Origin of the sequence: Serratia sp. CMO1, from assembly GCF_015689115.1 — a bacterium.
Classification (GTDB): Bacteria; Pseudomonadota; Gammaproteobacteria; order Enterobacterales; family Enterobacteriaceae; genus Serratia; species Serratia marcescens.
Window position 1 is genome coordinate 4,182,982 of sequence record NZ_CP065032.1, and the last position, 21,894, is coordinate 4,204,875.

Below are 21,894 nucleotides of genomic sequence, written 5' to 3' on the forward strand. Positions count from 1 at the left end.
TTCAGATGGCGTCAGTGAAAAAAAATAAACGCATTACCATCAGTGACATCGCCACGCTGGCCGGGGTGTCGAAATCGACCGCCAGCCTGGTGCTGAACGGCCGCAGCAAGGAATATCGGGTGTCCGACGACACCCGCGATCGCGTTCTGGCGCTGGCGCACGAACACCATTATCAGCCCAGCATCCACGCCCGCTCTTTGCGCTCCAACCGCAGCCACACGCTGGGGCTGGTGGTGCCGGAGATGACCAACTACGGCTTTGCGGTGATTTCGCGCGAGCTGGAAACGCTGTGCCGCGAAGCCGGTCTGCAGCTGCTGATCGCCTGCACCGATGAAAACCCGGCGCAGGAGATGATGGCGGTGAACAGTCTGGTGCAGCGGCAGGTGGATGGCTTGATCGTCGCCTCCAGCCAGTTGAACGACGCGGAATACCAGAAGATCAACGCCGGGCTGCCGGTGGTGCAGATGGACCGTCTGATCGCCGGCTCTGAACTGCCGCTGGTGATCACCGATTCGGTCAATTCGACTGCCGACCTGGTGGAAAAGGTCGCGCGCCAACATCCGGATGAGATCTATTTTCTCGGCGGGCAGCCGCGCATTTCGCCGACCCGCGATCGCCTCGCCGGCTTCCAGCTTGGCCTGGAGCGCGCCGGCATCACATGCAAACCGGAATGGATCATCAACGGCAACTATCACCCCAGCTCAGGTTACGAGATGTTTGCTCAGCTGTGCGCACAGCTGGGGCGTCCGCCTAAAGCGCTGTTTACCGCCGCCTGCGGCCTGCTGGAAGGCGTATTGCGTTATCTGACTCAGCATCAGCTGATGGAGAGCGACATTCACCTGTGCAGCTTCGACGATCACTACCTGTTCGACTGCATGACGCTGAAGATAGACACGGTCGCGCAAGACTGCCTGGCACTGGCGCAACATAGCTTCGACCAAGTCACCGCGCTTATCGACGAACGGCCGCTGGAACAGAGCGCGCTTTATCTGCCGGGCCGTATCCACTGGCGTCATGCCGGTTCCCGGGCTTTGTTAGCCGGGGAGTGATATCTCAGAATCAATAAAAAAGGGCGCCTGAGCGCCCTTTATCGTTTTGCTGCCGCTACTTGGCGGCGCCCTCCATGCCCACCAGCCCCACTTTCAGGTAGCCGGCTTTACGCAGGGTGTCCATCACGCTCATCAGCGTTTCATAGTCCACGCTCTTGTCCGCCTGGAAGAAGATGGTGGTTTCTTTGTTAGCCTGGGTACGTTGATCCAGCACCGAAGTCAGCTGATCGGCATTCACCGGCTGATCGCCGACGTAGAGCTGCTTGTCGGCCTTCACCGACAGGAACACCGGTTTTTCCGGCCGCGGCTGCGGCTTGGCGGAAGAAGCCGGCAGATCGACGCGGATATCTACCGTTGCCAGCGGCGCGGCCACCATAAAGATGATCAACAGCACCAACATGACGTCGATAAACGGCGTCACGTTGATTTCATGCAGTTCGCCGCTGTCGTCCAGATCTTCATTTAAGCGCATCGCCATGACTCACCCCGCCCGCAGTTGGTGCGCGTGCTGTGAGCGCTTGGCTTCCGCCGTCGCGGCCAGATCCAGATCGCGGCCCTGCAGCAGCATGACCTGCGCCGCCACGTCGCCCACCTGCGCACGGTGGCCGCTGATGACGCGGGCGAAGATGTTGTAGATAACGACGGCAGGGATCGCCGCCACCAGGCCCAGCGCGGTCGCCAGCAGCGCTTCCGCGATGCCCGGCGCCACAACCGCCAGGTTGGTGGTCTGCGAATGGGCAATGCCGATGAAGCTGTTCATGATGCCCCACACGGTGCCGAACAGGCCGACGAACGGCGAGATGGCGCCGATGGTGGCGAGGAAGCCGTTGCCACGGCCCATGTTGCGGCTGTAGGCCGCCACGCGGCGCTCGAGGCGGAAGCCGGTGCGCTCTTTGATGCCGTTGTTGTCGTTGGATTCCGCAGACAGCTCCAGCTCGTTTTGCGCATCGTTCAGCAATACCGCGCTGACGCTCTCCGGGGCGAAGTTTTGCGCCAGCTCGGAGGCTTCATCCAGCGTGCGCGCTTCGGCCAGCGCCAACTGCTCGCGGCGCAGACGGCGCTTGGCGCGCAGCAGTTCGCTGCCTTTGGAGAACAGAATGGTCCAGGTCACGATCGAGGCCAGCACCAGGCCGATCATTACCGCTTTCACCACCGCGTCGGCGTGCTGGTACATGCCCCAAACGGACAGGTCCATGCCGCGGGTTTCCGGTGGCTGGATCGTTGGCGCCGGATTCACCGGCGTGATGCTCTCCGGCGCGGCGGCTGCCGCAGGTGCAGGCGCGGTGGTCGGCGCAACGCTTTCGGCAACGGCCGGATTGCTCGCCGGCGCGGCCTGCGCGCTGCCGGCCAGCCCCACGACCAGCACCATAGAAGCCATCAGGCTGCGGCCGAAGGCCTTGCCCCACTGCGCCCGGCCCTGGCCGAACGATCCTTGATTTAAATTCTTGCCAGCCGTTTTCACGCTGTGCCTCCACCCATTACCGATCAAAATTAAGGAATAATTCAGCGTGCGATCATATCAAACCAACCGGGGATTGATAGTAGTTCTCATTATTATTTACCAAATAAACGAGAAAATTTTAGCCAGCCCCGCCACAAAGCGCCAATCTGCGTCCGTTCACCGCCAACTGCCCCTTTTATAGGGTTATTTCGTTACTTTTCTCCCACAACGACGCAACAACGCCGCGCTGCCGAACGGCGTCTTGACCGATGAATGGGCTTCTCTCTCGCACCACGGCAGAAGGATGAGGCGAGAAATGCGCGCCCGACAGACAATTATAGCCGTTTCTATATCTGGAAGTTAAAACGTCTGGATGGCTATATTAACTCATGTTAACGTAAGGGCTATCGCAAACGGGCACGTGCAGAGCAACCAGAGGTGAGCCAGGTACCATGACGTCAAAACATATCGAAACCACGCTGATCGGCGCCGGCCGCAGCCAGCGTTACACCCAGGGCTCCGTCAATCCCGTCACGCAACGCGCCTCTTCTTTGGTCTTCGACTCCGTCGCTGCCAAAAAACACGCCACCGCGCAACGCGCCCACGGCGAGCTGTTTTACGGCCGACGCGGCACCCTGACCCACTTCGCCCTGCAGGATGCAATGGTGGAGCTGGAGGGCGGCGCCGGCTGCGTGCTGTACCCCTGCGGCGCGGCGGCGGTGGCCAATGCGATCCTGTCGTTCGTCGGCGCCGGCGATCACCTGCTGGTCACTGGTTCGGCGTACGAACCGACCCAGGATTTCTGCACCCATATCCTCGGCCGCATGAACGTCAGCACCACTTATTTCGATCCGCTGATCGGCGCCGATATCGCCACGTTGATCCAACCCAACACCCGCGTGGTGTTCCTGGAATCCCCCGGCTCCATCACCCTGGAAGTGCAGGACATTCCGGCAATGGTGCAGGCCATTCGCGCCGTGGCGCCGGAGGTGGTGATCATGATCGACAATACCTGGGCGGCGGGCGTGCTGTTCAAGGCGTTGGATTTCGACATCGATATCTCCATTCAGGCCGGCACTAAATACCTGATCGGCCATTCCGATTACATGCTCGGCACCGCCGTCGCCAACGCGCGCTGTTGGGATCAACTGCGCGAGTACTCCTATCTGATGGGGCAGATGGTGGATGCCGACACCGCCTACATGGCGAGCCGCGGCCTGCGTACCCTGAGCGTGCGCCTGAAGCAGCACGAACGCAGCAGCATTGAGGTCGCCAACTGGCTGGCCGAACGGCCGGAGGTGGCGACGGTCAATCACCCGGCCCTGCCCAGTTGCAAAGGCCACGCGTTCTATCGCCGCGACTTCAGCGGCTGCAATGGACTGTTCTCCTTCGTGCTGAAAGAGCGGCTGGATGAGGCGCAGTTGGCCGCCTACCTGGACAACTTCAGCCACTTCAGCATGGCCTACTCCTGGGGCGGCTTCGAGTCGCTGATCCTGGCCAACCAGCCGGAAGAACTGGAAGCGATCCGCCCGGCGGGCGGCGTCGATTTTTCCGGCACGCTGGTGCGGTTGCATATCGGTCTGGAGAACGTCGAAGACCTGATCGCCGATCTGGCGGCCGGCTTCGATCGCCTCAACGGCGTGCGCTAAGGCGGATTCCGATAATTTTCTTCGTCTCGTTTAATGTCGGCTTAAGCTATTAGCGGTACACTAACCGGGTAACTGTCAGATACGGTAACCGCCGCATCCTGGAGAACGTGACCCCGGGCGCAACCGGCATGCAACAGGACATAAAATGGATGTATTACGAGAGATTATTCATGCGCTTTGGCAGCAGGACTTCATCGCCCTCGCCGATCCAAGCGTAATTTGGGTGGTTTACGCCGTACTTTTCACCACTCTGTTTTTGGAAAACGGACTGCTGCCCGCCTCCTTCCTTCCCGGTGACAGCCTGCTGCTGCTGTCGGGCGCGCTGATCGCCAAAGGCGTGATGGGCTTTGCCCCCACTCTGCTGATACTGACCGCCGCCGCCGGCCTCGGCTGCTGGCTGAGCTATATCCAGGGCCGCTGGCTGGGCCACACCGGCCTGGTGAAGAGCTGGCTGCTGCAACTGCCGGCACAGTACCACCAGCGCGCGCACAACCTGTTCAACCGCCACGGGCTGACGGCGCTGCTGATCGGCCGCTTCCTCGGTTTCGTGCGCACCCTGCTGCCGACCATGGCCGGCATTTCCGGGCTCAACAGCTCGCGCTTCCAGGTATTCAACTGGCTGAGCGCGGCGATCTGGGTCTGCGCGCTGGTCGGCCTCGGCTACGCGTTCAGCCAAATCCCTCTGGTGAAACGCTATGAAAGCCAGGTGATGACCGGCCTGATGCTGCTGCCGCTGTTGCTGCTGTTCGTCGGCCTGCTGGGCGCCATGCTGGTGATCTGGCGTAAAAAACGCGCCGCCTCTTCCTGAACCGGGCGCGCTACAGCGCCTTCTCGACCAACGCCAGACTGGCAGGCAGTTTGTTCACCAGCGTATCCACCGCCAGCCGCACCTTCAGCGGCAGGTGGGGCGTGTGCGGCCACACCGCATGCGCTTCAAAGGCGGCGCCCGGCCGATCGCGCAGCAAGCGCACCAGCGCCCCGCTCAACAACTGCTCACGTACCAGCCAGCACGGCAGCCAGGCAATGCCGAAACCCGCCGTGGCCGCATCCGCAATCGCCTGCAGGTCGTCCATTTGCAGCCGGTTATTCGGCATTACGTCCTGCGGCTTGCCGTCGCTATCCAATACCAACCAGCTGCGCCGCGCGCCGGCGCGCATATAGGTCACCGCCTCATGCTGCGCCAGTTGCTCGATGCTGAGCGGTTCGCCGCACCGCTGCAGATAGGCCGGCGAGGCGCACAGCGCCATGCGGTGATCGCCGATGCGGCGCGCCACCAAGCCGCTGCTGTTGGCCAGCGTACCGTTGCGAATCGCCATATCGAAGCCGTCCTCAATCAGGTCCACCACCCGATCGCTGAACGACAGCTCCAGCTCCAACCCAGGATGCTCGCGCGTCAGTTCGGTCAGCAGCGGCGCAATGCACATGCGGCCAAACAGCACCGGCATCGACACCCGCAGCCGGCCGCTGACCTGTCGTTTCCCCGACTCCAGCAGCGTTTCCGCGCCACGGATCTCCTCCAGCGCCCGCAGGCAGCGCTCATAAAACAGCGCACCGTCGTCGGTCAGGCTCTGGCTGCGCGTGGTGCGATGAAACAGCCGCACCCCCAGCCGCTGTTCCAGCCGGGCGATGGTTTTGCCGACCGCCGAACGCGAAAGATGCAGCCGACTGGCCGCCAACGCAAAACTGCCCGCCTCCACGGCGGTAACGAATACCGAAATGCCGCTCAACCGATCGCTCATGATTTGTCGCTCTGAAAGAAACAATCTGCGGAAATCTTATCGCCACTGGCGAACCTCTATCAACGATATTATCGGCAGGTCTGTTAATCGCTGACTTTGGAGAACATCATGACCAATACAATGCAACGCTGGACGATGAGCGCCCTGGGGCGTGAGCACCTGCAACTGAGCGCAAGCGCCATCCCGCAGCCGGGGCCACACGAAATCAGAGTGAAAGTGAAGGCTATCTCACTCAATTACCGTGACAAACTGATGATAGAAAGCGGCATGGGGCTCACGCTGCCGCAGCCGTTCACGCCCGCCTCGGACATGGCCGGCGAGGTCGATGCCATCGGCCCCGGCGTCAGCCGCTTTCAGCCCGGCGCGCGCGTCATTTCCACCTTCAGCCCCGGTTGGCTCGACGGCGAGCAAAAACCCTACGGCGATGCGCGCCGGGTGCCTTACCACACCCTCGGCGGTTTTTATCAGGGCGTGCTGGCGGAATACGTGATTTTGCATGAAGACTGGCTGGTAGCGGCGCCGGCGTCGCTGGACGACGTCCAGGCCAGCACCCTGCCGTGCGCCGGGCTGACCGCCTGGTTCGCACTGGTGGAACAAGGCAAACTGCATGCCGGCGATACGGTGCTGGTGCAAGGCACCGGCGGCGTGGCGCTGTTCGCGCTGCAGATCGCCAAAGCCCACGGCGCGGAGGTCTATGTCACCTCCGGCAGCGATGAAAAGCTGGCGCGAGCCCTGGCATTGGGCGCCAATCATGGCATCAACCGGCTGGACGTCGATTGGGTGGAGGTGATTTATGCGCTGACGCAGGATCGCGGCATCGACCATGTGATCGACACCGTGGGCGGCACCAACCTCGGCAATTCGGTGCGCGCCGTGGCGGTGGGAGGACGCATCTCGGTAATAGGCATCCTGGAAGGCAACGAAATTTCCGCCCCCGCCGGCCCGCTGCTATTAAAATCCGCAGTGATTCAGGGCATCGGCGTCGGCCACCGCCGCGCGCTGGAAGACCTGGTGCGCGCCGTGGACGCCGTCAACCTGCAGCCGGTGATCGACCAGGTATACCGCTTCGATCAGCTGCCGCAGGCGCTGGATCACCTCGATCGCGGGCCATTCGGCAAGATCGTCTTAACCCCATAAACGCGGCTCAGCCCTCCAGCAACAGCGGGTTGGCCTCGCGCAGCCGGGCGACTTCATCGCTCGGCGTCATGCCGAACAGCCGTTTGAACTCGCGGCTAAACTGCGACGCGCTTTCGTAGCCGACGCGGATCGCCGCCGTGCTGGCCTTCAGACCGTCATGAACCATCAACAGTCGCGCCTTATGCAGCCGGTACGACTTCACGTACTGCAGCGGCGAGGTGTTGGTCACCGCCTTGAAGTTGTGGTGGAACGCCGAGACGCTCATGTTGACCTCGCTGGCCAACTGCTCGACGTTGATGCTGTCGGCATACTGATGTTCGATACGCCGCAGCGCCTTGGCGATCTGGCTGAAGTGGGTATGCCGATTGACCAACTCCTGCAGCGACGCGCCGCAGGCGCCGCGCAGCACATAATAGAGAATCTCCCGTACAATCTGCGGCCCAAGCACCCGGGCGTCGAGCGGATTGGCCATCACGTCGAGCAGACGCTCGGTGGCGCACAGCAACTCTTCCGTCATTTCCGCCAGGTTCACCCCGTTGCTCTCCGCGCGCGGTTGCATCAGGTAGTCGTCATCGCCGATGTCGATCAGCAAGTCCTGCAGCATTTGGGTATCGATATTGACCGCCAACCCAACCAGCGGCAGTTCCGGGCTGGCGAAGGTTTCGCATTCAAACGGCAGCGGCACCGTCATCAGCAGGTAGTTGCGCGGATCGTATTGGAACTTCTTATTGCCGCAATAGCCGACCTTGTGCCCCTGAAAAACAATGACGATCCCCGGTTCATACATCACCGGCTGACGCGGGCTGTGGCGATCGACATACAAAATCTTCACCCGCGGCACCGGCGACGGCGTGTAGCCGTTGCCGCTGGCGATAGCCATCGCCTGGCGCGCCATGCGGCTGCGCAGCGCATCGATTTCAATCACGGAAACACCCTCTTACAGTCAGAACGATTCGGCATAAATCATAATTTAAAACTCGCCATTTCTACAGACAGTTGTAGAAATAGGCAAGAACCAAACAGGAATGTGCATTGTGCGTTGCCGCCCGGTTCCTGACAATACGGGCCAGATACCTTTGCGCCACTTTGGCGCCCGCCTGACAGAAAGAGAGAAATCAACCATGCACAACTTCATTCTGCATACCCCAACCAAAATCCTGTTCGGCAAGGACCAAATTGCCGACGTGGCCGGCCAAATCCCGGCGGACGCGCGCATCCTGATCACCTACGGTGGCGGCAGCGTAAAGAAAAACGGCGTGCTGGATCAGGTGCATAGCGCGCTGGCCGGCCGCGACGTGCGGGAGTTTTCCGGCATCGAGCCTAACCCGACCTACGAAACGCTGATGAAAGCGGTCGAGGTGGTGAAAGCGGAAAACATCGATTTCCTGCTGGCGGTCGGCGGCGGTTCGGTGGTTGACGGCACCAAGTTCATCGCCGCCGCCGCCCGTTATACGGCCAGCAACGACGCCTGGCACATTCTGCAGACCGTCGGCAGCCACATCGCCGACGCAGTGCCGATGGGCTGCGTGCTGACGCTGCCGGCCACCGGCTCCGAGTCCAACAGCGGCGCGGTGATCACCCGCAAAAGCAGCGGCGACAAGCAGCACTTCTTCTCGCCGCTGGTGCAGCCGCGCTTCGCCGTGCTGGATCCGGTGGTGACCTACTCGCTGCCGCCCCGCCAGATCGCCAACGGCGTGGTCGACGCCTTCGTGCACACCCTGGAGCAGTATCTGACCTACCCGGTCGACGCCAAGGTGCAGGATCGCTTCGCCGAAGGCCTGCTGTTGACCCTGCTGGAAGACGGCCCGCGCGCGCTGGCCGAGCCGGAGAACTATGCGGTGCGCGCCAACGTGATGTGGAGCGCCACCATGGCGCTGAACGGCCTGATCGGCGCCGGCGTGCCGCAGGACTGGGCGACCCACATGCTGGGCCACGAGCTGACCGCCATGCACGATCTCGACCACGCGCAAACGCTGGCCATCGTGCTGCCGGCGCTGCTGCACGAGAAGAAAGCGCAGAAGCGCGAAAAACTGCTGCAGTACGCTGAACGCGTCTGGGGCCTGCGCGAAGGCAGCGAAGACAGCCGGATCGACGGCGCCATCGCCGCCACCCGCGCCTTCTTCGAACAGATGGGCGTGCCGACCCGCATGGCGGATTATCAGCTCGACGGCAGCAGCATTCCGGCGCTGCTCGACAAGCTCCATCAGCACGGCATGACCGCCCTGGGCGAGCATCAGGACATTACCCTGGACGTCAGCCGCCGCATTTATGAAGCGGCGCGTTAATCGCAAAACGGCGATTTTTTGCTAGGCTTTAGTCTCCGCCAGCCATTTTTCGCCGCATCCTGCGCCCGGCCGATCACCGGGCGCAATCGGGCGCTTCAGCGCCGCCGATCGTTTCGCACCACTCGTCTTACCGCTCATTCGCAGGGAGAGCGGGGAGAAAATGGCCCTCCCGCCACCGCTGAAATTAGGCTGGCAAACCCGGCAACCGCCCATTTTGCCAACTAGAATTTATCTATAGCCGTTTCGGCGCCGCAGGCGCCGCAATCCGTACACAAGGAGATGCGCATGACAACGCAACAACCCATCATCAAACTCCACGATGGTAATCTGATGCCGCAGTTGGGTCTCGGCGTTTGGCAGGCGAGTATTGAAGAGACCACCCGCGCGGTGAGCAAAGCGCTGGAGATCGGTTACCGCTCCATCGACACCGCCGCGATTTACAAGAACGAAGAAGGCGTCGGCGCCGCGCTGCAGTCCAGCGCGCTGCCGCGCAGCGACCTGTTCATCACCACCAAGCTGTGGAACGACGATCAGGGCGATCCGCTGGCGGCGCTGGAAACCAGTCTGGAAAAGCTCAAGCTGGACTATGTGGATCTGTATCTGATCCACTGGCCGCGCCCGCAGCAGGATCAATACGTCTCCGCCTGGCGCGAGCTGATCAAGCTGCGCGAACAAGGCCTGGTGAAAAGCATCGGCGTATGCAACTTCCATACGCCGCACCTGCAGCGTCTGTTGGATGAAACCAACGTGGCGCCGGTCGTCAACCAGATCGAGCTGCACCCGCTGCTGCAACAGCGCCAGCTGCGCGCCTGGAACGCCACGCACCATATCGCCACCGAATCCTGGAGCCCGCTGGCGCAAGGCGGTGAAGGCGTGTTCGACCAGCCGCTGATCAAGGCGCTGGCCGAAAAATACGAGAAAACCCCGGCGCAGATTGTGGTGCGCTGGCACCTGGACAGCGGTCTTATCGTCATCCCGAAATCGGTCACGCCGTCGCGGATTCGCGAAAACTTCGAGGTGTTTGATTTCAAACTCGATAAAGATGAACTGGGCGAGATCGCCAAGCTGGATGTCGGCAACCGCCTCGGGCCGGATCCGGATACCCTGTAATCTCCCCCCAAGCCCTCTCCGGCCGGAGGGGGCTTTTCCTTCCCGCACATTGCTCCTTTGCGCCGCCTGACGTTATGATGACGACGCCGGAGGCTCCGCCCGCCGGTTAACGCCGTTAAAAAACAGACAAGCACGGAGCACCATGAAATTCTCTTTCTCACACGGGTCACGGCTGGGCATGCTTTGCGTCATGCTGGTGCTGGCGGGTTGCGCCGGCAAGAAACAGCGCGTCAGCTACGATCGCCACGCCTTCGATAGCGCCATCAAAGACGCCGCCAGCGAATACGGCGTAGACGCCAAGCTGATCACCGCCATGATCCAGGTGGAGTCCGGTTTCAACCCCGCCGCAGTGAGCAGATCCAATGCGATCGGCCTGATGCAGCTGAAAGCCGATACCGCCGGCTGCGACGCCTATCGCTACAAAGGCAAACGCGGTTGCCCGGACGATGACGATCTGCGGGATCCCGACACCAATATCGATCTCGGCGCCGCCTATCTGGCCACCTTGCAGAAACAACAGCTTAAAGGGATCGCCAATCCCGTCACGCTGCGCTACGCCACCATCATCGCCTACGTCAACGGCACCGGGGCACTGCTGCGCACCTTCTCCAGCAACCGTCAGCAGGCCATCGCGATGATTAACAACCTGTCGCCGGAGGCCTTTAACTGGCACGTGCGCAAATACCATCCCGCGCCGCAGGCGCCGCGCCATTTGATGAAAGTGGAAGCCGCGTACGAGCAGCTGTGACGCTCAACAGTGAAAAGGAGAACCCGGGGGTTCTCCTTTTTGTTTACGCATGCGGTGCGGCCGTTACGGCTTGGCTTTGCGAATCGGTTTGCGCGGCGGCCGGTTGGACGGCGTGCGCTGCCGATTGATATCGGTATGTTTGGTCAGCGCCGGCCGGGTATGGCGCTGCAGCCGTTTCGCTTCGCGCTGTTCGTCGATGCTCGGCGCCGGCACCAGACAATCGCGGCGGCTGCCGATCAGGTGCTTCAGGCCCATCTCTTCCAGCGCGGCGCGGATCAGCGCCCAGTTGGCCGGATCGTGGTAACGCAGCAGCGCCTTATGCAGGCGGCGCTGGCGATCGCCGCGCGGCACCACCACGTCTTCGCTCTTGTACCCCACCTTGCTCAGCGGGTTTTTGCCGCTGTAATACATGGTGGTGGAGTTGGCCATCGGCGAAGGATAGAAGTTCTGCACCTGATCGAGGCGGAAACGGTTCTTTTTCAGCCACAGCGCCAGGTTCACCATGTCTTCATCGCGGGTGCCCGGGTGCGACGAGATAAAGTATGGGATCAGGTACTGCTCTTTACCCGCCAGCTTCGAATAGTGATCAAACAGCTGCTTGAAGCGATCGTAACTGCCCATGCCCGGTTTCATCATCTTCGACAACGGGCCTTCTTCGGTGTGCTCCGGCGCGATCTTCAGGTAGCCGCCGACGTGGTGGGTCGCCAGTTCCTTGATATAGCGCGGATCTTCCACCGCCAGATCGTAACGTACCCCGGAAGCGATCAGGATCTTCTTGATGCCCTCCAGAGAACGCGCGCGGCGGTAAAGCTTGATGGTCGGCTCGTGGTTGGTATCCATATAGGTGCAGATCTCCGGATACACGCACGAGGCGCGGCGGCAGGTCTGCTCAGCGCGCGGGTTGGTGCAACGCAGCATATACATGTTGGCGGTCGGGCCGCCCAGATCGGAGATCACACCGGTAAAGCCCGGCACCTTGTCACGGATCTCTTCGATTTCGCGAACGATCGAATCTTCCGAACGGCTCTGGATGATGCGCCCTTCATGCTCGGTGATCGAACAGAACGAACAGCCGCCGTAGCAGCCGCGCATGATGTTCACCGAGAAACGGATCATGTCATAGGCCGGAATGCGATCCTGACCGTAGGACGGGTGCGGTACGCGTTGATAAGGCAGGGCGAAGACGCTGTCCATCTCCGGCGTGGTCAGCGGGATCGCCGGCGGGTTGATCCACACGTAGCGATCGCCGTGTTTTTGCATCAGCGCGCGGGCGCAGCCTGGGTTGGTTTCATGGTGCAAAATACGCGAGGTGTGCGCATACAGCACCTTGTCGCCCTTCACTTTCTCGAAGGACGGCAGCAGCACGTAGGTCTTCTCCCACGGCTTCGGTTTGGCGGCGCGCACGGTGACAGGCTTGGCTTCCGGCTCTTTCGGCTTGGCGCCGTCGGCGCACGGCAGATCCTCGCCGTACGGGTTCGGGATAGGTTCGATGCGGCCCGGCTTGTCGAGGCGGGTGGAATCCACACCGCTCCAACCCGGCAGCGCTTCTTTGCGCATCACCGCGGTATTGCGGATATCGTGGATATCGCCGATCTTCTCACCGGCGGCCAGACGGTGCGCCACTTCCACCAGCGGACGCTCGCCGTTGCCGTAGATCAGCATGTCGGCTTTGGAGTCCACCAGCACCGAGCGGCGCACGGTATCAGACCAGTAATCGTAGTGGGCGATGCGACGCAGACTGGCTTCAATGCCACCCAGCACGATCGGCACGTCTTTATAGGCTTCTTTGCAGCGCTGGCTGTAGACCAGGGTGGCGCGATCCGGCCGCTTGCCGCCGACGTTGCCGGCGGTATAGGCATCGTCGTGGCGCAGTTTGCGATCGGCGGTGTAGCGGTTGATCATCGAGTCCATGTTGCCGGCGGTGATGCCGAAGAACAGGTTCGGTTTCCCCAACCGCATGAAGTCTTCTTTATTGCTCCAGTCCGGCTGCGCGATAATGCCGACGCGAAAGCCCTGCGCTTCCAGCATGCGGCCGATGATCGCCATGCCAAAGCTTGGGTGATCGACGTAGGCGTCGCCGCTGATGATGATCACGTCGCAGCTGTCCCAGCCCAGTTGATCCATCTCTGCCCGCGACATCGGTAAAAACGGCGCGGTGCCAAAACATTCGGCCCAATAGGGCTTATAGGAAAACAGTTCACGATCGGGTTGGATCAGGCTGGTGGTGCTCATTCTGCTGCTCTTTTTACAGGTTAATTAATCGCCGGGCGGCGATTATACGCACTAGCAGCAAAAAGAGCATGGTTATTTCGCTAACCGTTCACTTCGAATTCATAAACGTCGCTGCGGCACAAGATATCGCTGAACTCCAGCGCCTCACCCTGAGCGTTGCGGCTGGTTTGGATGATGTGCAACAACGGCGCGCCGCACGGCACGTTGAGCAGTTCGGCGACCTCGTCGCTGCAGGACACCGCCTTCAACAGAAAGTGTTTATCTTCAGGCACGATGCCGCGCGATTGCCATAGCGCATACAGTGAATGCTCCAGCTGCGCCGGTTCGGGCAAGAAGCGCGGTGGTATATAGGTGGTTTCCAGCGAGACCGGGCTGCCGTTCAGCAAGCGTAACCGCCGCAGTTTGATCACTTCATCCCCCTCCGCCAGCCCCAGCGCCGCCGCGGCCTTGGCCGGCGCGCCGACTCGGGTGCGCAGCAGCCATCGATTGCTGACGCGGCTGCCGTGACGCAGCGCCTGAGCGGTGAAACCGCTGTCCTTATCGAGGGAATAACCAATGCGCATCGCCACGCGGGTGCCGACCCCCTGCTGCCGTGAAATCAGCCCTTTATCCTCCAGCAGCTTCATTGCCTTGCTGACGGTGACGCGCGACAGCGCCAGCCCCTCCGCCATCTGCCGTTCCGGCGGCAGAAATGCCTCCGCCGCCAACACCTGCTGCCTGATCGCGGTTTCTATCGCCGCCGCCAGCTGAATATAACGCGGCGCTACCGTCCCCTGCGCCAGATGACCACGCAGCCAGGCCATAAAATCCGTCATTCGCCCGCCCTCTTGCTTATGCCATTCGTCTGAGTCTCATTGTTATCCTATCGCCTGTCCGGCGATAGGCACCTCACTTTAACTAAAATATCGCTAATGCTTTCAGAGTGGCATCACAATTTTTGCCTAATGGACTTTCATTGGATCTAGATCGCGCGTAATCTGTGCTTATTGATGTTGATACATCAATAGCACCAACACCAGGGACCCACTTTAAAAACAATAAAAAACCCGCTGCCAGCCCTAAAGGATACCCTTGATGGCCGGCAGCGGGCCTATACTGCCGGCGCAAACGGCCGATAATAAGCAACGGAGCTAATGGATAGCCTGCTCACGGCTCATCGCCGCATCACCGGATCCCATCGCGGAGGGCGAAGCGGATCGATGTCGGCAAATAGAAACGTTCCCGCTTCGCCAATCCCCGCTGCAGCCCCACTCTTTGACTACACTCATTGGCGCCGTGCGGCCGACGTGCCTCACCCGATAAGGCGGATACCGCCCTCATTTTGACAGACCCGGCGGCATCAGCCGCTACACACTGCGCGGAATCGGCGTCTTCACCGACAGCGGGATAGCCGGCCTCAACCGCGCCAACGGAATCGATTTTCAGTCAACTGCGGCGGCCCTCGCGGCCCTGCGCAACAGGGATCATTTGCTATGACCGATATCAATCGCAATGAAGCATGGAAGGTAGAAAGCACCGGTATCGACCGGGTGCCGGACGCGGAACAGACCGGTAAGCCCATCGAGCTGTTTTGGATCTGGTCGGCGGCCAATATCGGTATTCTCGGCGTGGTGTACGGCGCCATCATCGTCGGCTTCGGCTTATCCTTTCTGCAATCGGTACTCGCCGCGCTGGTCGGCGTCGCCAGCTTCGTGCTGGTCGGCCTCACCAGCTTCGCCGGCAAGCGCGGGCGCACCTCTACGCTGACGCTCTCGCGGGTGATTTTCGGGCTGAAGGGCAACGTGGCGCCCACCCTGTTCAGTTGGATCAACCTGATGGGCTGGGAAGCGGTCAACGTGATCACCGGCACCCTGACGCTGGCGGCGCTGTTCGAGGCCTTCGGACTGGGAACCAGCCACCTGTTGACCGCGCTCAGCCTGCTGCTGTTCGGCGGGCTCACTGTCGTCGTCAGCCTGCTGGGGCAAAATACCGTGGTCTGGATGCAGAGCTGGTTCAGCCGCATCTTCGGCACCATGACGCTGATCGTGGTGCTCTATATCCTGTTCAACACCGAGTGGAGCCAGGTGCTGGCGCTGCCTTCCGGCAGCTGGTTGACCGGTTTCCTGCCGGCGGTATCGGTGATCGCCGCCGGCACCGGCATCAGCTGGGCAATCGCCGGCGCCGATTACAGCCGCTATCAAAGCCCGAGCTCGTCGAGCAAAGGCATTTTCGCCGCGGTGATGGGCGGTGCCTGTTTGCCGCTGATGCTGCTGATGCTGGCCGGTATTCTGCTTTCCGTGCAGCTCCCCGATCTGGCCAGCGCCGCCAACCCCATCGCGCTGATAGGCTCGGTGCTGCCCGCCTGGATGGCCATCCCTTATCTGCTGGCCGCCACCGCCGGCATCGTCACCATCGCGGTGCTCAGCCTGTATTCCGCCAGCCTTAACCTGCTGACCATCGGCGTGCAGGTCAAACAATGGCTGGCGGTATCGATCGACGCCGTGGTGGTGCTGGGCATCGCCCTGTATGTGCTGTTCATCTCCGGCGATTTCATGGGGCCGTTCATCTCCTTCCTGGTGTTCTGCGGGGTGTTTCTGGCGGCCTGGGAGGCGATTTTCCTGATCGATTACCTGTGCCTGCGCCGCCGCCACGGGTATGATGGCAACGCTTTGTACGGCCTGCATGGCCAGAACCGCGGCGTGCGCAAAGCCCCGCTGTTTTGCTGGTTCCTCGGCGCCCTGTGCGGCCTGCTGGTCACCAAAACCGGTTTTATCGACGGCCCGCTGGCCAAAGGCTTGTTCGCCGACTCCAGCCTGGGGCTGTTTGTGTCGTTTGCGGTGAGTCTGATCGCTTACGGTCTGTACCTGACCCAACGCAGAGAACATCAATGAATGAATGGGAAGCTGTAACGCCTGTCCTGGTGATTGGGGGCGCGGTCGGCGATCTGGTGATGACGCTGCCGCGCCTGCCGATCCGCGGTGAAGATATCGAAGCCCTGCCGCAGGCGCGGCAAATCGGCGGTTGCGCGTTCAACGTGGCGCGCGCGCTGACGCGCCTTGAAGCGCCGGTGATCAACGGCATGCCGGTCGGCAACGGCGAGTGGGGCGCGGCGATCGAAGCCGCCATGGGCGAACTGGGGCTGGAGGTGCTGTTGCGCCACGGCCAGATGGACAACGGCTGGTGCCTGGCGCTGGTGGAGCCCGACGGCGAACGCACCTTTATCACGGTGTCCGGTTGCGAAAGCCAATGGAATAAAGCGCAGCTGGCGACCCTGCCGCTGACGGAACACACGCTGATCTACGCCAGCGGCTACGAGCTGGCGGGCGAAAACGGCGAAGCGCTGCGCGAGTGGCTGACGCGCATGCCGTTCGACCAACCGCGCCTGATCGATCCCGGCCCGCGCATCGCCCAGCTCAGCGAAGATTTCTTCGCCATGCTCAGCGACAGCCACACTCTGCTGACGCTCAACCGCGACGAAGTGGCCACGCTGTGCGGCGCCGGCGACGCCGTGGAGGCCGCACAGCGCTATGCCGCCGCCCGTAATCTGACGCTGATCTGTCGCCTGGATCGCGACGGCGCGTGGATCTGCGACGGCCGCACGCCGCCGCTGCACGTTCCGGCCTATCCGGTAGAGGTCGTTGACACCATCGGCGCGGGCGATGCCCACTGCGCCGGTTTGCTGGCGGGCCTGTCTGCCGGCTGGCCACTGCCGCGGGCGGTCGATCTGGCCAACCGGGTCGCCGCTTGCGTGGTGGCCAGCCTCGGCGCCGCCAATCCGCCGGACTGGCAGCAGCTGCAGCAGCGCTTCCCGCAGGCCTGACGTTTCAGGGCGCAGCCAGCTGCGCCCCCCTGCCTTACTGCGCCGCCGCCGCGCTCTCCTGCGGCGGGTGGCGGTAGTTGAAGCTCAACGCGAACACGATCCCCAGCACCAGCGTATACAGCGCAAACACCAGCCAGATGCTCTGCCAGTCTTTCACGCCGTCATGGCTGAAGAAGTCCACCACCTCGCCGCTGGCGAGCGCCCCCAGATAGGCGCCCAAACCGTTGACCATGGTCATGAACAGCCCCTGCGCGCTGGCGCGGATGCGGTGATCGGCCTCTTTCTCGACGAAGATGGCGCCGGAGATATTGAAGAAGTCGAAGGCGCAGCCGTAGACAATCATCGACAGCAACAGCAGCACGAAACCAAAGCCGACCGGCGTGCCGTAAGCCAGGAACAGAAAGCGCAGCGTCCAGGCCGCCATGCTGATCAGCATCACCTGCTTGATGCCGTAACGGCGCAGGAAGAAGGGAATGGTGAGGATAAAGAACACTTCGGAGATCTGCGACAGCGACAGCAGCACCGCCGGATACCGGACGCTGAGGCTGTCCTGATACAGCGGATTGAGCGACAGATCGTGCAGGAACGGGTTGCCGAAGGTATTGGTTATCTGCAGCGCCGCGCCAAGCAACATGGCGAACAGGAAAAACAGCGCCATGCGCCGCTGGCGGAATAACACCAGCGCATCCAACCCCAGCACGCTCACCCAGCTTTTCGACTCGGCCGCGCGGTTGGTCGGGCAACGCGGCAGCGTCAGCGAATAGGCGGACAGCAGCAGCGACGCCGCAGAAGCCAGATACAGCTGCAGATTGCTGAGCTCGATGCGGCTGAAGCCGACCAACCACATCGCCAGAATGAACCCCACGGTGCCGTACACCCGCACCGGCGGAAAATCCCTCACCGTGTCAAAGCCGTGCTTCTCCAGGCAAAAATAGGAAATGGCGTTGGAGAGCGCGATGGTCGGCATATAGACCATGGCATTGAACAGCATCACCCAGAACATCAGCATCGGTTGCTCGACCTGCGCCGCGCAGTACAGCGCCAGTGCCCCGAGCAGGTGGCACAGCGCATACAGATAGTTGGCCTTCATCCACCGATCGGCGATGATGCCCGCCAGCCCCGGCATGATCAGCGCGGCGATGCCTTTGGCGCTGTAGACCATCCCCACCTGCATGCCGCTGAAATGCAGCGTGTTGATCATGTAGGAGCCCAGCGTCACCAGCCAGGCGCCCCAGATAAAGAACTGCAGGAAAATCATGACTTTTAATCGTGTTTTTATCGCCATCGCCATCACCTTGTTATTATGCTTTCAACGATGATTGGTGCGGCGGGCCCCCTGCAGCCCGCCGCCGGTTTGCTTGCGGTGTTACAGCGTTTTGAACAGCTCGCGGATCAGGCGCATGAAATCGTCCGCCGCCAGCGCCGCGCAGCTGAGCGTTTGTTCGTGAGAAAGAGGCGTATCCGACAGCCCTTCGGCGTAGTTGGTCATCGCGGACACCACCAGCACCTTGAGACCGCAGTGGCGCGCCGCCAGGACTTCCGGCACGATCGACATGCCCACCACGTCGCAGCCCAGGGTCTGCATCATGCGGATCTCCGCCGGCGTTTCGAAATTCGGCCCGGTGTAGGCGGCGAATACCCCTTCCGCCAGCGGGATGCCCGCGCTTTCGGCCACCGCCGCCAGCCCGGCGCGCAGATCGCGATCGTAGGCGTTCGCCAGGCTGAAGAAGCGCGGCCCGAAGCGCTCGTCGTTGGCGCCGACCAGCGGCGATTCCGGCATGAAATTGATGTGATCGGTAATCGCCACCAGGCTGCCCGGCGCCACCGAACGGCGCAGCGAACCGGCGGCGTTGGTCGCCAGCAGGAATTCGCAGCCCAGCAGTTTGAAGGTGCGCACCGCGGTGGTCATCACCTGCATGCCACGCCCTTCATAGAAATGACCGCGCCCTTTCATGCACAATACCGGCACGCCCTCCAGCTTGCCGGCGACCAGCTGCCCGGCGTGGCCGACGACGCCGCTCACCGGAAAGCCCGGCAGCTCCGCGTAATCGAGGGTGACGGTTTCGGTCATCACCTCCGCCAGGGCGCCAAGCCCGGAGCCGAGAATCAAGGCCGCTTTCGGCTGGAAACCCGGCAGGCGTGCGCGGACGACATCGGCGCAGGTAAAAGCATCTTCTTGATTAAACATCGTATTCTCTCTTTCAGCGGGGGATAATAAGCCCCATAGTAGAGAGCGAGGCGCGGCCGAGACCAATACATTCTTGGCGGCCGATTTATTCCATTTACCTATAAGTTGAGCTGCGTCACAAGGAGGCGATACCCCGGATGAACCCGCCCCAAGCCCTGCCCGATCCCGGCCGGATTAACTTCCGCCTGCTGCACTATTTCCGCGTGGTGGCGGAAGAGATGAACTTCACCCAGGCGGCGCGGCGGCTGAATATGTCACAGCCGCCGCTCAGCAAGCACATCAAGGAGCTGGAGAGTCAGCTCGGGGTGGTGCTGTTCAAACGCACCACCCGCTCCATGACGCTGACGCCGGCCGGCCGCACGCTGCTGCGCAACGTCGAGCGGCTGCTGGATCAGGCCGACAGCGCATTGCATCAGGTGCAACAGATGGGGCGTGGCGAAGGCGGCCACATGGTGGTCGGCATGGTCGGCACCTCGGCCTGGGGCGGTCTGATCGCGGCGCTGCGGCGATTCAGCGAGCGGAGCGCCGGCGTCACCTGGTCGTTGAACGAGCTGACGCCCAGCCAGCAAATCGCCGCGCTGCAAAAGCGGCATATCGACATCGGGGTCTGGCGAGAGGCGCAGCAGCAGACGCTGCCGGGGTTAACCTGCCAACGGTTGGCAAGCGAGAGCATCGCCGTGGTGTTGCCGCTCGATCATCCGCTGGCGCAGCAGGAAAATATCCCGCTGGCGGCGCTGCAGAACGACAGCTTCATCGTGCTGCCGCCGCATGAGGCCAGCCTGGGGCTGTATCTGCACAATCTGTGTCTGCAGCAGGGATTTTTGCCGGACGTCGCTTATCAGGTCAACGAACCGCAGACCCTGCTGGCGCTGGTGGCGGAAGGCTGCGGCATCACGCTGCTGCCGGACAGCTACGGCCGCATCCCGTGGCCCGGCGTACGCTTTTGCTCGCTGCAACAGGCGCCGCCGGCGGATCTGTACGCGGTGTATCGCGCCGACAGCGTCACGCCGGTGGTGCAGGCCTTCCTGGAAATGCTGCGGGCGCCGTAAGCGGCCCGCAGCGCAGATTACATCGTCGGCTGCACCATCAGCTGGCCGGCGGTGCCGCGATCGGCCATCTCCAGCGTCTGGCTGTAATACAGGAACGGGAAGTGTTCGGAGGTAGGTTGGTTGAAATACACCAGCAGCTCGACGTCGCCATCGACCCAGACGGTGTCCTTCCAGCCGCGATCTTCCGCCATCGGCTGCGCGCCGTTGACGCGTTTGATCAGGAACTGCACGCCCTGAATATGGAACGCCTGCGGCGTATCCGCATGAATGTTCCAACGTTCCCAGGTGCCTTGCTGTGCCTGTACGTCGATGCGGTTCATGTCCCAAATCGCGCCGTTGATGCCGACGCCGCCGTCGCCCAGGCGGAAATCGCGGGTGCGGCTGGCGCTGCCGTCCAACAGCTGATCCGCCAGCAGGCGCATCGGCAGGTTGTCGGTCACCAGCGGCAGCAGGCCGGTCGGGCGCAGCGTCAGCACCTGGGTGGACACCAGAATGCTCGACGGCTCGAACAGGCCGCGCAGGCGATCCATGATGCCCGCCGCTTCACCGGCGGTGATGGTCACCTCTTCGCCCTTCGACATGTCGATCAGCACTTCCCGGCGTTCGCCAGGCGCCAACGACAGCTGCTGCACCGCGACCGGCGCAGGCAGGAAGCCCTGATCGCTGGCAATCACGTTGAACGGCCGCCCGTCGCTGAGCTGCAGGGTATAGCGGCGCGCGTTGGAGGCGTTAAGCAGGCGCAGACGCACCCAGCCGCGCGACACGTCGACATACGGGTTTTGCACGCCGTTGACCAACAGCGTATCGCCGACGAAACCGCCCTGCGACGGTGCATCGTATTGCGGTGTGCCGAAGTTATCGAAGCGTTTGTCCTGAATGATCAGCGGGAAATCGTCGACGCCGTAGTGGTTGGGCAGCGGCAGCGCTTTGCTGACGGCATCTTCCACCAGCCACAGCCCGGCCAGCCCGTTGTAAACGTGCGGCGCCATACGGTTCGGCGTGTTGGCATGGTACCAGCAGGTGGCCGCCGCCTGACGAATGGGCAGCACCGGCGACCAGTCGACGTTAGGCGACATCATGCGCGGCGCGCCGCCCATCAGCGTGCCTGGCACCTGCAGACCGCTGACGGTCATCGCTACCGGCTCCTGCAGGCGGTTGCTGTAGATCAGTTTGACGTCGTCACCGCTGTAAACCCGCACCGTCGGCCCCAGGTACATGCCATTGATGCCCCACACCGCCGCTTTGCGGTTATCCATAAACGCCCAATGGGCGCGCTGCAAGGTCAGGAACAGCGGCTGACCGCGGCGAGACTCCAGCAGCGGGGGAATGGGTAACGGGGTCTGCGTTCCGCTCGCCTCAGCCCTCAGCGGCACGGCGCCCGCGCACAGCGCCAGGCCCGATGCCTGTAAAAACTGACGTCGACTGAGTGACATATTTTCTCCATGAAAAGCAATAACTAAACCGTGTG

19 protein-coding genes are annotated in these 21,894 nt (G+C 62.1%); 10 read left to right on the forward strand and 9 right to left on the reverse strand.

Features of this window, described 5'->3' with window-relative positions; translation table 11 throughout:
- Positions 1-5: 5 nt before the first annotated feature.
- Positions 6-1,049 carry a LacI family DNA-binding transcriptional regulator gene (locus IT763_RS19905; protein ID WP_016930122.1) on the forward strand — a complete coding sequence of 348 codons (1,044 nt, stop codon included), beginning with the start codon at positions 6-8 and terminating at the stop codon, positions 1,047-1,049.
- A gap of 55 nt (positions 1,050-1,104) precedes the next feature.
- Here the strand turns inward: IT763_RS19905 and exbD are convergent, their stop codons facing one another.
- Both exbD and exbB read right to left on the reverse strand, forming a co-directional pair.
- Positions 1,105-1,527 carry a TonB system transport protein ExbD gene (exbD, locus tag IT763_RS19910; RefSeq protein ID WP_004937307.1) on the reverse strand — a complete coding sequence of 141 codons (423 nt, stop codon included), beginning with the start codon at positions 1,525-1,527 and terminating at the stop codon, positions 1,105-1,107.
- A 3-nt stretch (positions 1,528-1,530) separates the two neighbouring features.
- Positions 1,531-2,511 carry a tol-pal system-associated acyl-CoA thioesterase gene (gene exbB / locus IT763_RS19915; RefSeq protein ID WP_075205904.1) on the reverse strand — a complete coding sequence of 327 codons (981 nt, stop codon included), beginning with the start codon at positions 2,509-2,511 and terminating at the stop codon, positions 1,531-1,533.
- A 431-nt stretch (positions 2,512-2,942) separates the two neighbouring features.
- Here exbB and metC point away from each other — a divergent pair, with 431 nt between their 5' ends.
- Both metC and IT763_RS19925 read left to right on the forward strand, forming a co-directional pair.
- The gene (metC, locus tag IT763_RS19920) at positions 2,943-4,139 is read left to right on the forward strand and encodes a cystathionine beta-lyase (RefSeq protein WP_016930124.1); all 1,197 of its coding nucleotides are present in this window, start codon (positions 2,943-2,945) and stop codon (positions 4,137-4,139) included.
- 145 nt (positions 4,140-4,284) lie between these two features.
- On the forward strand, positions 4,285-4,947 hold the full coding sequence (locus tag IT763_RS19925; RefSeq protein ID WP_004937300.1) for a DedA family protein: 663 nt from the start codon (positions 4,285-4,287) through the stop codon (positions 4,945-4,947).
- Between the two features lie 10 nt (positions 4,948-4,957).
- On the opposite strand, the gene IT763_RS19930 is transcribed toward IT763_RS19925, so the two are convergent.
- Entirely contained in the window at positions 4,958-5,878 is a 921-nt protein-coding gene (locus IT763_RS19930; RefSeq protein ID WP_016930125.1) for a LysR family transcriptional regulator, read from the reverse strand.
- Between the two features lie 108 nt (positions 5,879-5,986).
- On the opposite strand from IT763_RS19930, the gene IT763_RS19935 reads away from it, so the two are divergent.
- Complete coding sequence (locus IT763_RS19935) at positions 5,987-7,015, forward strand: NAD(P)-dependent alcohol dehydrogenase (protein WP_049299869.1); 1,029 nt, start codon at positions 5,987-5,989, stop codon at positions 7,013-7,015.
- A gap of 7 nt (positions 7,016-7,022) precedes the next feature.
- Here the strand turns inward: IT763_RS19935 and IT763_RS19940 are convergent, their stop codons facing one another.
- On the reverse strand, positions 7,023-7,910 hold the full coding sequence (locus tag IT763_RS19940; protein ID WP_156866316.1) for an AraC family transcriptional regulator: 888 nt from the start codon (positions 7,908-7,910) through the stop codon (positions 7,023-7,025).
- Between the two features lie 226 nt (positions 7,911-8,136).
- On the opposite strand from IT763_RS19940, the gene yqhD reads away from it, so the two are divergent.
- From yqhD to IT763_RS19955, 3 genes are all read left to right on the forward strand, one after another.
- Positions 8,137-9,300 (forward strand): alcohol dehydrogenase, encoded by a 1,164-nt coding sequence (gene yqhD, locus IT763_RS19945; protein ID WP_016930127.1) that lies wholly within the window; start codon positions 8,137-8,139, stop codon positions 9,298-9,300.
- 285 nt (positions 9,301-9,585) lie between these two features.
- A complete protein-coding gene (dkgA, locus tag IT763_RS19950) occupies positions 9,586-10,410 on the forward strand; it encodes a 2,5-didehydrogluconate reductase DkgA (protein WP_016930128.1) in 825 nt (274 codons plus the stop codon).
- Between the two features lie 142 nt (positions 10,411-10,552).
- Positions 10,553-11,158: a transglycosylase SLT domain-containing protein gene (locus tag IT763_RS19955; protein WP_016930129.1), complete on the forward strand. Its 606-nt coding sequence runs from the start codon at positions 10,553-10,555 to the stop codon at positions 11,156-11,158.
- Positions 11,159-11,221: 63 nt separating this feature from the next.
- On the opposite strand, the gene IT763_RS19960 is transcribed toward IT763_RS19955, so the two are convergent.
- A complete protein-coding gene (locus IT763_RS19960; RefSeq protein ID WP_004937285.1) occupies positions 11,222-13,390 on the reverse strand; it encodes a YgiQ family radical SAM protein in 2,169 nt (722 codons plus the stop codon).
- An 80-nt stretch (positions 13,391-13,470) separates the two neighbouring features.
- A complete protein-coding gene (locus IT763_RS19965; RefSeq protein WP_110147419.1) occupies positions 13,471-14,205 on the reverse strand; it encodes a GntR family transcriptional regulator in 735 nt (244 codons plus the stop codon).
- Between the two features lie 657 nt (positions 14,206-14,862).
- Here IT763_RS19965 and IT763_RS19970 point away from each other — a divergent pair.
- Entirely contained in the window at positions 14,863-16,260 is a 1,398-nt protein-coding gene (locus IT763_RS19970; RefSeq protein WP_206194954.1) for a cytosine permease, read from the forward strand.
- Positions 16,257-17,189 (forward strand): PfkB family carbohydrate kinase, encoded by a 933-nt coding sequence (locus tag IT763_RS19975; RefSeq protein WP_116403797.1) that lies wholly within the window; start codon positions 16,257-16,259, stop codon positions 17,187-17,189. The genes IT763_RS19970 and IT763_RS19975 overlap by 4 nt, the downstream gene beginning before the upstream one ends.
- Positions 17,190-17,223: 34 nt before the next feature.
- Here IT763_RS19975 and IT763_RS19980 read toward each other — a convergent pair whose 3' ends face one another.
- Together IT763_RS19980 and xapA are read right to left on the reverse strand one after the other, a co-directional pair.
- The gene (locus IT763_RS19980; RefSeq protein ID WP_028128309.1) at positions 17,224-18,474 is read right to left on the reverse strand and encodes a nucleoside permease; all 1,251 of its coding nucleotides are present in this window, start codon (positions 18,472-18,474) and stop codon (positions 17,224-17,226) included.
- 81 nt (positions 18,475-18,555) lie between these two features.
- The gene (gene xapA, locus IT763_RS19985) at positions 18,556-19,377 is read right to left on the reverse strand and encodes a xanthosine phosphorylase (protein WP_049299873.1); all 822 of its coding nucleotides are present in this window, start codon (positions 19,375-19,377) and stop codon (positions 18,556-18,558) included.
- Between the two features lie 137 nt (positions 19,378-19,514).
- Here xapA and IT763_RS19990 point away from each other — a divergent pair, with 137 nt between their 5' ends.
- Positions 19,515-20,426 carry a LysR family transcriptional regulator gene (locus IT763_RS19990; RefSeq protein ID WP_049278926.1) on the forward strand — a complete coding sequence of 304 codons (912 nt, stop codon included), beginning with the start codon at positions 19,515-19,517 and terminating at the stop codon, positions 20,424-20,426.
- Positions 20,427-20,443: 17 nt separating this feature from the next.
- Here the strand turns inward: IT763_RS19990 and ftsP are convergent, their stop codons facing one another.
- Positions 20,444-21,859, reverse strand: coding sequence for a cell division protein FtsP (gene ftsP, locus IT763_RS19995; RefSeq protein WP_004937270.1), 1,416 nt, complete (start codon positions 21,857-21,859; stop codon positions 20,444-20,446).
- Between the last annotated feature and the right edge of the window lie 35 nt (positions 21,860-21,894).